The organism is Vibrio sp. PNB23_22_6 (genome assembly GCF_052877535.1).
Map to the genome: position 1 here is coordinate 1 of NZ_JBNFXP010000016.1, position 11797 is coordinate 11797.

Genomic DNA, 11797 nt, shown 5'->3' on the forward strand with positions numbered 1-11797 from the left:
TTTCCGCTCATGATAACACCTCATAGTTTATTGAATTATATAACTATTAAGTGTCTAGTGAAGTGGGGTCTTACCAACCATAAGTGCTTGGTCGTGGATGACTCCATGGTGGTACGTCATCACGTGGTGCAACTGCTGGAGCATCAATACCTGCAAACACTTCAAGCAGAGAATGGTCAGCAAGCGATTGAATTAATCGAGCAGAACCCTGATATCACATTAGTGCTCACCGACCATGACATGCCAACCAAAGATGGCATTACAATGATCAGAGAACTCCGTCAGAATTTTGATAAGAACCAACTGGCTATTCTTGGTATTTCTGGTAGCGATGACCACACAATGACGGCCCGTTTTCTAAAAGCTGGCGCAAATGACTTTTTATACAAACCTTTTAACCAAGAAGAGTTCTTTTGTCGAATTCACCAAATCTTAGACATGAAAGAAGCCACAACTGAGTTGTATCGAATGGCAAACCAAGACTCACTCACAGGTTTGTGGAATCGACGCTTCTTGTTTGGCCAAGCGTGTGGTGGGTGTGAAAAGCGCAACATCGCCATGCTTGATATCGACTTTTTTAAGAAAGTGAATGACCGCTATGGGCACGATGGTGGGGATGCCGCACTCGTCATGGTAGCGAATATCTTAAAGATATATTTCCCAGATGACGTGGTCGCTCGATTTGGCGGAGAAGAGTTTTGCATTCAAGCATGTGGCCAATATGAAGAGTTTGTTACTCGGCTAGAGCAGATGAGGCTGCGAGTGGAAAAAACACCGATCCCTTACCAAAACCAAGAAATTCAAATCACAATCAGTATTGGGGTTTCTACTGCCTGCGGTAACCTAGACCAACAAATTAAAGTCTCAGACGATCGCTTGTATCAAGCGAAAGAACATGGTCGAAACCAAACCATTTATCAATAGCAGCTTTTTGGGATTCACAGCCTAAAAAACAAAACCCAGCCATTGGCTGGGTTTTCTATTTCTTACGTTCGCAAATTAAGCGATGCGATCTTTTTCCCATGCAGCGAGCTTTTCAGCTCGTGCCGCTTCGCGAGCCTCACGCTTCTTACGTGCATCACATGGTTCGGGACAGTTACATACTTTCTCGATACCAACCGCACCAAGACCGCCACAGCTGCCTTTTACCACCTTCTTTTGGAAGATGTAACCTACTGCCATCGCTGCAATTACCGCAACAAAGACAGCAAAAGTAATTAGAAATGTACTCATAAGGACATACTCACTTCTGTTGTTATTTCTTCATGAACGGCTTGTATGCTTCCGAAGCCAGCTCTTTAAAACCATCATCCGTTTTCACAATCATGAAAACAGGAATGTTGTTCTCGTTTGCGATTTCCATGCCTTTGTCTTCACCCAGAACCATAATACCAGTTGCAAGACCATCAGCCGTCATCGACGATTTATCTAATACCGTTACAGACACCACTTTATGATGGATTGGCTTGCCTGTTTGTGGATTGATGATGTGAGAGTATCGCACACCATTGCTCTCAAAGTAATTACGATAGTCACCACTTGTTGCAATTGCCATATTGCCTGGTTCAATAATTTCTTGAATTGAGCGTTCATCCACCGTTGGTTTTTCGATCGCAATACGCCATGGCACGCCTTCGCGGTTAATGCCTTTCAAACGCATTTCGCCACCGACTTCCACCATGTAATTATGAATACCTTCGGACTGCAGGTAATCAGCGACCACATCCACACCCCAGCCTTTCGCGATAGTCGATAGATCGACATATAGGTTGGGAATGTCTTTCGACATTTTATTACCTTCAACTGAAAGGTGGTGAATACCTGTATTCGCTTTTCGAGCCGCCAGCTCTTCATCCGTTGGAACTACGTCTGGACGCGCTTCTGGACCAAACCCCCAAAGATTCACTAGAGGACCAACCGTCACGTCTAATGCGCCTAGTGTAAGACTGTTTAAACGAATCGCTTCTTTCACTACCGTAGCAGTTTGTGGTGAGACTTCAAATGGCTCATTGGTTTGGTGTTGGTTGAAACGGCTAAGCTCTGAATCTTCACGGTAAGTAGACATTTGATCGTTTACTTCTTCAAGTAGGCGATCGATTTCTGTCTGAAGCACTTCAGGCGATGGTAGGCTACCTTGCTCGATGTATTTGATATTGTAAGTGGTACCCATTGTTGGGCCACTTAAATGGATTTGATCTGCAGGCTGCTCACAGCCCGCCAAAACCAATAGAGAAGCGAATGCAACAAGCCACTTTTTCACTTGTTTACTCCTAGTGTTGTTAATACCAATTCCCCTAATCATCTGATTGGCAGTATTGGCTGTATTGGCATAAATTGATATGGAAAATGGGTTCTTTGCAACTAAACCGATTTCCTATATCAACTGTTGAATATTGTTTTTATTTCTACAAAAAATAATGGCTGACTAAAGGTAGTCAGCCATAACATATATAATTTCAAGGAGTTGGAGTTGTAGCTAGGCGGTAAATAAACCCAAGCCTATGAGCATAGTTCAACTATGTGATTAGGACGGCCGGCGAACCGGTGGGTTTATGAAACCAACAACGCTACAGCTTCAAATACGCTGAAATTTAACCACCGAAGTCATCTAGTAGGATGTTCTCATCCTCTACACCTAGATCTTTCAGCATGCCGATAACAGCCGCGTTCATCATAGGTGGACCACACATGTAGTATTCACAGTCTTCTGGCGCTTCATGATCACGTAGGTAGTTCTCGTAAAGAACGTTGTGAATGAAGCCAGTGTAACCATCCCAGTTATCTTCTGGAAGTGGATCAGACAGTGCGCAGTGCCATACGAAGTTGTCGTTCTCAGCAGCTAGGCCGTCGAAGTCTTCTACGTAGAACATTTCACGCTTAGAACGTGCACCGTACCAGAATGACATCTTACGCTTAGAGTGCAGACGTTTTAGCTGGTCGAAGATATGAGAACGCATTGGAGCCATACCTGCGCCACCACCAACGAATACCATTTCTGCGTCAGTGTCTTTTGCGAAGAACTCACCGAATGGACCAGAGATCGTACACTTGTCGCCTTCTTTTAGAGACCAAATGAACGATGACATGATGCCAGGTGGTACGTCTGGATTGTTCGGCGGCGGAGTCGCGATACGAACGTTCAACATGATGATGCCGTGCTCTTCTGGGTAGTTCGCCATTGAGTACGCACGAATCGTCTCTTCTGTTACTTTCGACTCGTAACGGAACAGGTTGAACTTATCCCAATCTTCACGATATTCCTCAGGAATGTCGTAATCTGCGTATTTCACGTGGTGAGCTGGCGCTTCGATCTGGATGTAACCACCAGCACGGAAAGGTACTGATTCGCCATCTGGAATTTGTAGCTTAAGCTCTTTGATGAATGTTGCTTTGTTATCGTTAGAGATAACCGTACATTCCCACTTCTTAACGCCGAAGATTTCTTCAGGAAGTTCGATGTCCATGTCAGTTTTCATTGCAACCTGACACGCTAGACGCTCACCTTCACGCGCTTCACCTTTCGTAATATGGTCAAGCTCGGTCGGTAGGATGTCGCCACCACCTGATTTAACTTTTACGCGACACTGGCCACATGAGCCACCGCCACCACAAGCAGAAGATACGAATACGCCAGCACCCGCTAACGCAGTTAGTAGCTTACCACCTGGCTGTGTAACGATCGCCAACTCAGGGTTATCGTTCACAGAAATTGTAATGTCACCTGTTGGTACAAGCTTAGACTTAGCGAAAAGAATCACTAGTACTAGCGCAAGTACGATCAGAGTAAACATCACTACACCAAGAATAATGTCCATTGACTATTCCTTAATTGTTGCGGTTTACCCGACTTACAGTTGAACACCAGAGAAAGACATAAAGCCTAACGCCATCAAACCTACAGTGATGAACGTGATACCTAGACCACGTAGACCAGGAGGTACGTCTGAGTACTTCATTTTCTCACGGATACCTGCAAGAGCGACGATGGCTAGCATCCAGCCCACACCTGAACCGAAACCATAAACAATAGATTCAGCAAAGTTGTAGTCACGTTGTACCATGAAAGATACACCACCGAAGATCGCACAGTTTACAGTGATCAGCGGTAGGAAGATGCCTAGCGCGTTGTACAAAGGTGGGAAGAAACGGTCAAGAACCATCTCTAAGATCTGTACAAGTGCTGCAATTACACCGATGAAGGTGATGAAGTTTAGGAAGCTAAGGTCTACGCCCTCAACTAACGCGTTCTCTTTCAGAACTAGGTTGTATACTAGGTTGTTCACAGGAACCGCGATAGTAAGTACTACCACTACTGCAACGCCTAGGCCGAAAGAGGTCTTAACTTTCTTAGATACGGCAAGGAAAGTACACATACCTAGGAAGAAAGACAGTGCCATGTTTTCGATGAAAATCGATTTAACTAGCAGACTGATGTAATGTTCCATGACGCCCTTACTCCTTCGCTTCTACTTGTTCTGGTTTCAGAATACGGATTACCCAGATCAGGAAGCCGATTAGGAAGAATGCAGATGGTGCTAGTAGCATCAGGCCGTTTGGTTGGTACCAACCACCATTGCTCACTAGCGGAAGCACTTCCATACCGAACAGTTTACCTGAGCCAAATAGCTCACGGAAGAAACCGACAGTGATAAGAACGAAACCGTAACCAAGACCGTTACCAATACCGTCGATTAGAGATGGAATTGGCGCAGACTTCATTGCGAATGCTTCAGCACGACCCATTACGATACAGTTCGTGATGATAAGACCTACGAATACCGATAGCTGCTTAGAGATATCGTATAGGTAGGCTTTTAGCACTTGGTCTACCACGATAACTAACGATGCGATGATCGCCATCTGAACGATGATACGTACGCTGTTAGGAATGTGGTTACGGATAAGAGATACACAGAAGTTAGACAGAGCCGTTACGAAAATAACCGCTAGAGTCATAACAAACGCTGTCTCTAGTTTTGTTGTTACTGCAAGCGCAGAACATACACCAAGAACCTGAAGCGCGATTGGGTTGTTATCCAATACTGGCGCTAGGATGCTCTTTTTAACATTTTGGGTACTGGACATTAGTTTAGACCTCCGTCACGCACTTTCTCTAGGAACGGGCCAAAACCGTTGTTGCCTAGCCAAAAGTCAAACGTGTGCTGTACACCTACTGCAGTAAGCGTTGCACCTGATAGACCATCTACTGCATGCTTAGAACCTTGTGGCGCACCACCCTTCACGATCTTGATCGCTGGTTTGTGGTTTTCGTCAAACAGCTCTTTGCCTACGAATTGTGCACGCCAAGTTGGGTTCTCAACTTCACCACCCAATCCCGGAGTTTCACCTTGTTCGTAGTAAGTAATACCGTTAACGGTGTTACCATCAGTTTGTACTGCCACGAACGCATACATCATTGACCATAGACCGTTACCGTGAACCGGCAGAATCACTTGGTCAACTTTGCCATCTTGCTTAACAAGGTAAACCGTACCCACGTTTGCACGACGGATGATTTTCGCTTTGTCTTGTTCAGCGGTTAGTTTGATAGATTGTGCAGGATCTTTTGCTGCCGAGCGCTGATCATAAGCACCAGCATTGCCTTCAACAAAGTTACCTGTTTTGAAATCCACCAAACGTGGCTCAATGTACTCACCGTACAGCTCTTTCACTTGTGCTGAATTTGACGCTTCAATGCCAGCGACTTCAAGGATTTTAGTTTGCTTATCTAGCACAGCATTTTCTTGCTGTTTGCTGCGTAAACCTACTGCGGCTGTTGATACGATGATTGAACAAACGAGGCTCAACCCGACAACAACACCCAGCGTCTTTTTAATGCTGTCGTTATTACTTGCCATAGCGTGCTAGTCTCCGCTTGATGTTCTTCTCAATCACTACATGGTCGAACAGAGGTGCAAATAGGTTCGCGAATAGAATCGCCAGCATCATACCTTCTGGGTACGCTGGGTTAACTACACGGATCATCACACACATTGCACCGATAAGGATGCCGTACCACCACTTACCGCCATTGGTAAATGAAGCGGATACTGGGTCTGTTGCCATGAAGAACATACCGAACGCAAAACCACCTAGAACTAGGTGCCAGTGCCATGGCATGTTGAACATTGGGTTGGTGTCAGAACCGATCACGTTAAATAGTGTCGCTACTGCAATCATACCGATCATTACACCCGCAATGATGCGCCATGAAGCGATTCGCATGTAAACGATCATCGCTGCGCCAATCATTAGTGCTAGCGTCGATACTTCACCGATTGAGCCTGGGATGTTACCAATGAAAGCATCCATCCAAGTCACAGGAGCGCCAGTGATGTTGTTGATCAACGCACCGCTACCGCCGTTAGCCCATTGGCTAAGCGCCGTTGCACCAGAGAAGCCGTCAGCTGCAGTCCAAACGACGTCACCCGAGATTTGAGCAGGGTAAGCGAAAAATAGGAACGCACGGCCTGCAAGTGCAGGGTTAAGGAAGTTACGACCTGTACCACCGAAAATCTCTTTAGCAACAACAACACCAAAGGTAATACCTAGTGCCGCTTGCCACAAAGGTAGCGTTGGTGGAACGATAAGTGCGAACAGAATAGAAGTAACAAAGAAACCTTCGTTAACTTCGTGCTTACGCACCATACAAAACAGCACTTCCCAGAAACCACCAACGATAAATACCGTTGCGTAGATAGGTAGGAAGTAAGTCGCACCTAGTAGCATTTTACTGCCAACCCCTGCATCAGCGCCAAGAGTGCCGCCAAGCATTTCGGTTAGCCAGTAGTGCCAGTTACCACCGATGATTGTCGCTAGTTGTTCACCAGCGTACATGTGGTTTAGAGCTGCGATAGCTTGGCCACCCGCGTTGTACATACCCCAAAACATTGCTGGGAATACCGCGAACCAAACCATGATCATGATACGTTTTAGGTCAACGCTATCACGAACGTGTGAGCTTTTTTTAGTCACTAGACCAGGCGTGTAGAAAACGGTTGCTGCAGCTTCGTACAGAGCAAACCACTTTTCGTGTTTGCCGCCCGGTTCAAAATGATGCTCGATGTCTTCAAGAAACTTTTTAAGAGCCATGAAAATTACCCTTCCTTCTCGATCGTATCTAGGCATTCACGAAGTAACAAACCGTACTCGTACTTACCAGGACATACAAAGGTACACAATGCTAGATCTTCTTCATCCAGTTCAAGCGCACCTAGTGCTTGAGCACTGTCTGTATCGCCAGCACATAGATCACGAAGTAGCAGAGTAGGCTCCATGTCTAGAGGCATTACGCGTTCGTAGTTGCCGATTGGAACCATTGAACGATCACTACCGTTAGTCGACGTCGTCATGTTGAACAACTGACCTTTAAATAAGTGACCAAGGAAAGATTTCGTTACAGAGAACTTGTTTTTACCAGGCATTGCCCAGCCAAATAGCTCTTTGTCACGGCCTTCGCGTAATACAGAAACCTGTTGATGGTAACGGCCAAGGTACGCGTGTGGACCAACAGCTTGTGTACCTGAAAGTACAGAACCAGAGATCACACGAACTTCGCCAGGCATCAATTCATTATCTGTTAAGTCATCTAGGCTAGCGCCGACTACAGTGCGAACTAGACGAGGGTTATTCACTACTGGGCCAGCTAAAGACACTACACGATCCGTGTATAGCTCACCTGTTAGGAATAACTTACCGAACGCGATAACGTCTTGGTAGTTGATGCTCCAAGCCACGTTTTGTGCATTTACTGGGTATAGGAAATGCATGTGGGTGCCAGCAAGACCTGCTGGGTGAGGGCCATCGAAGACATGTTCTTCTACGTTAGACTGAGAAGAGCGTGGCAAACTCGTGCCAGATTTACAAACGTAAACCTTGTCTTCTGTCAGAGCTGAAAGAATGTCTAGACCTGCAACGAATGCTTCTTTTTGTTCATTGATGATCAACTCAGGCTGAGCCGCAAGTGGATTAGTATCCATTGCAGTTACGAAGATAGCCTTAGTAGAAGACTCAATTGCTGGAACCTTGCTGAACGGACGAGTACGTAAAGCGGTCCAAAGGCCAGATTCAATTAGTTGAGTCTTGATCACTTCACGATCTAAACCAACTAGTTGAGCTGCTTCAAACTTGTCGAATGTCACCTGCTCTTCACCTGCCACTTCAATCACTACAGATTGAAGAACACGCTTCGCGCCACGGTTCACTTCGATCACTTTACCAGCTGCTGGAGCAGTGAACTTCACGCCAGGGTTCTTTTTGTCTTCAAAAAGAACTTGCGCTTTTTTCACTTCATCACCAACGCGGACATGCATGGTAGGACGCATGCCAACGTACTCTTCGCCAAGCAAGGCGACTTTTTTGATGGTCTTACCATCATTAATCACCTGGGATGGAGTTCCTGCGATAGGAAGATCCAAGCCCTTCTTTATTGTAATCATACGCACTTGCACTACTTTTATCGGGAAAAAGATTCTTTTGATTGCGTAACTTTTAGACACGACATCAGTGTCCGGTTCTGATGCTGTTTAAAGCACCAAAATCGCAACATCCTATTAAAAATCTCATCACTGTTTTTGGGATGGATTTATCAGGTGCAGTAGTTTAGCATTTTTTAGGAACTTGATGCCATGACCAATCACAGCAATAGTGGTTTTATTTCGTACGAAATAACGCTAAAAGGCTAAATATTAGTCATAAGTTTGAACCATCGCACAAACGCCAACTCACTTTTATTGGGTGTATTAATAATGCATTCACGCTTTGAAATAAGCATTAACTTCCATTCATTTGTTGAAATACTGTTAATACTCGTTTACTCACAGAGCGTCTATCTCCCCCTTCAAAAATGGGCAAAATATAAAAAAGATGGCCAAAGCCATCTTTTAAAAAATCAGCATGTTATGTTTAGTTTATCGACCACCACCCAAGCACATAGGGCTGTCAGGTGCACCGTCTTGCTCGAACTTCCATTCTTCTGGTGTATAAGTGTGGATGGCAAGCGCGTGAATGTGGTTATCTAACTCATCTGCAAGCACCAAATGCACTTGACGGTGACGGCCGATAAGACGCTGCCCGGCAAATGCACCACTTACCACAATCACCTTAAAATGACTCTCCGAACCAGGGGGAACATTGTGCATATAGCTTTCATTAATCACTTTTAGGTAGTCAGGTTGCAAGTTAATATGCAATTTTTTTTCTATGATTTCTTGGATCATATTCAGCCCTCATTGATGCCAACTTGACAAGTATATACTTTCGCTTCGTAAATTAAATGCTCCGCCTCGCATTCTCGGTCCCTTTTTCGCATTAGAGTTTGTAAAATGCGCGGTGAAAAACTGCAAATTTGACAGCTTTTTGTATCTTGGCCCGCCATCATTTGCGACAATAATCTCTAGTTTCCAACTTAATCTATGTTTACCTATGAAAACCGAATTGAATCTTCACGATCGAAGCCTGACGCTTCATCGTTTCCCAAAGCGATCCAATGAAACACTTCAAGCTTGGGATGCGGGTGATGAATACCTCATCAATCACGTGGAAGACCTAGCATTGCCTGACCATCAAAACATCGTTGTTATTAACGATAACTTCGGTGCATTGGCTTGCTGGTTTTCTAAGAAGCATAACGTCACGTTGATGAGTGACTCTTTTATTTCTCATAAAGGCGTTCAGCAAAACTTAGAGCAGAATCATTGTAATAAGGTCGCGTTTCTCACCACGATGGATGATATCCCTGCCAATGCCGACATGGTTTTGATCCAACTACCAAAGAGTAATCGCCACCTTATTTGGTTATTGAGCCAACTACGCAAAGCGCTACCTGCTGCTTGCCCGATTATTGCCGTCAACAAAGCAAAAGAAATCCACACGTCGACCCTCAAGCTGTTTGAGAAATACTTGGGCGAAACAAAAACATCTCTTGCTTGGAAAAAACATCGCTTAGTGTTTTCTCGCGCGAATGTAGAGCCCGCTATTGAAGTCGATCCAATGACGATTTGGGATGTGGAAGGCGAAGACATTCAACTGAAAAATTGGCCTAACGTGTATTCAGGTGAAAGCTTAGATTTGGGCGCTCGCTTTATGCTACAGCATATCCCACAAGATCCAGCCCTTAAGCATATTGTCGACCTAGGCTGCGGTAACGGTGTACTCTCCGTGAAAGCGGGTCAATTGAATCCCCAAACGCGCCTTACCTGTGTCGATGAAAGTTTTATGGCTGTCGAGTCAGCGAAACAAAATTTAATTGATAATTTAGGTGAAGGAAGAGATTACCAATGTATCGCAAATAACTGCTTGGACGGCTTTAAACCTGGTAGTAGCGACCTGATCATGTGTAATCCACCGTTTCACCAACAGCAGGCCATTACAGACCATATCGCTTGGCAAATGTTCTGTGATGCAAAACGAATCTTAAACAAAGGTGGCAAGCTGCTGGTCATCGGCAATCGCCATCTCGGTTATGACGCCAAACTAAAGCGTCTTTTTGGCGACAGTAATGTAAAATTGGTCGCCTCTAACAATAAGTTTGTCATTTTACAGGCAACAAAAGATCCTGCTAAATTAGGCGCAAACTAGGGTCTGAATTCAGAAAAATGGTTAAAAGGAATAATATAATGAAAAAACTGGTACTCGCGGCTTCGGTTGCTTTGCTGGCCGCATGTTCAGCACCTCAACAACCACAACTTAATCTAATGCCGGAGACGACCCTAAGCACTAACCCTATCGTTCAGGGCAAAACATACAGTCTAACCAGTAAAGATCTTCGCGCTGCACAGTATGTCGCATTGGTCGATAACGGACGTTCGAACATTCTTCCTCTTCATGCCAAGCAAAGCCTGCGTATCTCACTGGAAGGGGCGCTCGAACAGCAATTATCTTCTCAGGGGTTTCACTCTGATCTAAATAGCAACAACGCGATTGAATTAGAAATACAAGAAGTATTAGTCAATGTGAAGCACTCTGTTATGGAAAACGAAATGGATGCCAAGGCAGTGCTTGAGATCACCGCTGAAACACCTCAAGGTAAGCTCGTAAAAACCTTTACAGGCACAGCGAAACGTTCTGGCACACTAAGCGCGTCTGACGCAGATATAGAACAAGCGCTTAATGATGTTATCGCACTTACCCTAAAAGAAATGGCCAATGATGCAGAGTTGCGTCAATACATGCAGGAGCGATTCTAATGTTGCGTAAAGCTATTCTTTCTCTTGCCTTGCTTAGCTGCAGTGTTTTTGCTGGTCCAAAAGTTGCGTTTGAAACAACGTTAGGTAACTTCACCGTTGAATTGAATCAAGAAAAAGCACCAATCACAGTCGCGAACTTTCTTAAATATGTGGAAGACGGCAGCTATGAAGGCACTATTTTTCATCGCGTGATCCCGGGTTTTATGGCTCAGGGGGGAGGGTTCAACCAAGACATGCAAATGGTAAAAACGTACGCGCCAATTAAAAACGAAGGAAACAACGGTTTAAACAACGACCGTGCAACCATTGCTATGGCTCGAACCAATCTTCCTGACTCTGCGACGCGCCAGTTTTTTATTAACCTAACTGATAATGACTTCTTAAACTACGGCTCTCGTCCACCAGGCTATGCGGTATTTGGAGAAGTGACCGAAGGTTTCGATGTGATTCAAAAAATGGCGAAACAGCCAACCAAATCCGTCGGTCGAATGCAAGATGTCCCTGAGACGCAAATTGTCATAACCAAGGCCACTCTCATTAAGTAGCAAGCCAATAAGCCCTTTGAATAGTCGAAGGGCTTTCTCTTTTCGTCGCTCGATATTAACGGATCC

13 protein-coding genes are annotated in these 11797 nt (G+C 44.9%); 4 read left to right on the plus strand and 9 right to left on the minus strand.

From position 1 onward, the window contains the following. The coding region (locus ACVA54_RS13080) for a diguanylate cyclase (protein WP_446643189.1) at positions 1-924 on the plus strand (924 nt) is incomplete at its 5' end. A 75-nt stretch (positions 925-999) separates the two neighbouring features. Here the strand turns inward: ACVA54_RS13080 and nqrM are convergent. The 9 genes from nqrM to ACVA54_RS13125 all read right to left on the minus strand — a co-directional run bounded on the left by nqrM (position 1000) and on the right by ACVA54_RS13125 (position 9218). Then, on the minus strand, positions 1000-1233 hold the full coding sequence (gene nqrM / locus ACVA54_RS13085; protein WP_005436655.1) for a (Na+)-NQR maturation NqrM: 234 nt from the start codon (positions 1231-1233) through the stop codon (positions 1000-1002). A gap of 22 nt (positions 1234-1255) precedes the next feature. Next, a complete protein-coding gene (locus ACVA54_RS13090) occupies positions 1256-2260 on the minus strand; it encodes an FAD:protein FMN transferase (protein ID WP_446579900.1) in 1005 nt (334 codons plus the stop codon). A 331-nt stretch (positions 2261-2591) separates the two neighbouring features. Beyond that, positions 2592-3815 (minus strand): NADH:ubiquinone reductase (Na(+)-transporting) subunit F, encoded by a 1224-nt coding sequence (nqrF, locus tag ACVA54_RS13095; protein WP_099080265.1) that lies wholly within the window; start codon positions 3813-3815, stop codon positions 2592-2594. 33 nt (positions 3816-3848) lie between these two features. After that, the gene (nqrE, locus tag ACVA54_RS13100; RefSeq protein WP_005427385.1) at positions 3849-4445 is read right to left on the minus strand and encodes an NADH:ubiquinone reductase (Na(+)-transporting) subunit E; all 597 of its coding nucleotides are present in this window, start codon (positions 4443-4445) and stop codon (positions 3849-3851) included. A 7-nt stretch (positions 4446-4452) separates the two neighbouring features. Next, positions 4453-5085, minus strand: a complete 633-nt coding sequence (locus ACVA54_RS13105; protein ID WP_099080264.1) for an NADH:ubiquinone reductase (Na(+)-transporting) subunit D — start codon at positions 5083-5085, stop codon at positions 4453-4455. Continuing rightward, positions 5085-5858: a Na(+)-translocating NADH-quinone reductase subunit C gene (locus tag ACVA54_RS13110; protein WP_099080263.1), complete on the minus strand. Its 774-nt coding sequence runs from the start codon at positions 5856-5858 to the stop codon at positions 5085-5087. The genes ACVA54_RS13105 and ACVA54_RS13110 overlap by 1 nt, the downstream gene beginning before the upstream one ends. Then, entirely contained in the window at positions 5848-7092 is a 1245-nt protein-coding gene (locus ACVA54_RS13115; RefSeq protein ID WP_099080262.1) for an NADH:ubiquinone reductase (Na(+)-transporting) subunit B, read from the minus strand. The genes ACVA54_RS13110 and ACVA54_RS13115 overlap by 11 nt, the downstream gene beginning before the upstream one ends. Before the next feature lie 5 nt (positions 7093-7097). Then, positions 7098-8438, minus strand: a complete 1341-nt coding sequence (locus tag ACVA54_RS13120; RefSeq protein ID WP_099080261.1) for a Na(+)-translocating NADH-quinone reductase subunit A — start codon at positions 8436-8438, stop codon at positions 7098-7100. A gap of 471 nt (positions 8439-8909) precedes the next feature. Continuing rightward, on the minus strand, positions 8910-9218 hold the full coding sequence (locus ACVA54_RS13125) for a BolA/IbaG family iron-sulfur metabolism protein (RefSeq protein ID WP_099080260.1): 309 nt from the start codon (positions 9216-9218) through the stop codon (positions 8910-8912). Positions 9219-9423: 205 nt separating this feature from the next. Here ACVA54_RS13125 and ACVA54_RS13130 point away from each other — a divergent pair, with 205 nt between their 5' ends. From ACVA54_RS13130 to ACVA54_RS13140, 3 genes are read left to right on the plus strand one after another with little or no spacing between them, the layout of a single operon-like run. Then, a complete protein-coding gene (locus ACVA54_RS13130) occupies positions 9424-10578 on the plus strand; it encodes a methyltransferase (RefSeq protein ID WP_119463474.1) in 1155 nt (384 codons plus the stop codon). 38 nt (positions 10579-10616) lie between these two features. Beyond that, on the plus strand, positions 10617-11186 hold the full coding sequence (locus tag ACVA54_RS13135; protein ID WP_099080258.1) for a YajG family lipoprotein: 570 nt from the start codon (positions 10617-10619) through the stop codon (positions 11184-11186). Beyond that, entirely contained in the window at positions 11186-11731 is a 546-nt protein-coding gene (locus ACVA54_RS13140) for a peptidylprolyl isomerase (RefSeq protein ID WP_099080257.1), read from the plus strand. The genes ACVA54_RS13135 and ACVA54_RS13140 overlap by 1 nt, the downstream gene beginning before the upstream one ends. Positions 11732-11797 lie beyond the last annotated feature (66 nt).

What these genes read in the sequence shown, in the direction of transcription:
- ACVA54_RS13110 (WP_099080263.1), bottom strand. Translation starts at nt 5,858, where the DNA reads ATGGCAAGTAATAACGACAGCATTAAAAAGACGCTGGGTGTTGTTGTC.
- ACVA54_RS13125 (WP_099080260.1), bottom strand. Translation starts at nt 9,218, where the DNA reads ATGATCCAAGAAATCATAGAAAAAAAATTGCATATTAACTTGCAACCT.
- nqrM (WP_005436655.1), bottom strand. Translation starts at nt 1,233, where the DNA reads ATGAGTACATTTCTAATTACTTTTGCTGTCTTTGTTGCGGTAATTGCA.
- ACVA54_RS13130 (WP_119463474.1), top strand. Translation starts at nt 9,424, where the DNA reads ATGAAAACCGAATTGAATCTTCACGATCGAAGCCTGACGCTTCATCGT.
- ACVA54_RS13120 (WP_099080261.1), bottom strand. Translation starts at nt 8,438, where the DNA reads ATGATTACAATAAAGAAGGGCTTGGATCTTCCTATCGCAGGAACTCCA.
- nqrF (WP_099080265.1), bottom strand. Translation starts at nt 3,815, where the DNA reads ATGGACATTATTCTTGGTGTAGTGATGTTTACTCTGATCGTACTTGCG.
- ACVA54_RS13140 (WP_099080257.1), top strand. Translation starts at nt 11,186, where the DNA reads ATGTTGCGTAAAGCTATTCTTTCTCTTGCCTTGCTTAGCTGCAGTGTT.
- ACVA54_RS13135 (WP_099080258.1), top strand. Translation starts at nt 10,617, where the DNA reads ATGAAAAAACTGGTACTCGCGGCTTCGGTTGCTTTGCTGGCCGCATGT.
- ACVA54_RS13115 (WP_099080262.1), bottom strand. Translation starts at nt 7,092, where the DNA reads ATGGCTCTTAAAAAGTTTCTTGAAGACATCGAGCATCATTTTGAACCG.
- ACVA54_RS13105 (WP_099080264.1), bottom strand. Translation starts at nt 5,085, where the DNA reads ATGTCCAGTACCCAAAATGTTAAAAAGAGCATCCTAGCGCCAGTATTG.
- nqrE (WP_005427385.1), bottom strand. Translation starts at nt 4,445, where the DNA reads ATGGAACATTACATCAGTCTGCTAGTTAAATCGATTTTCATCGAAAAC.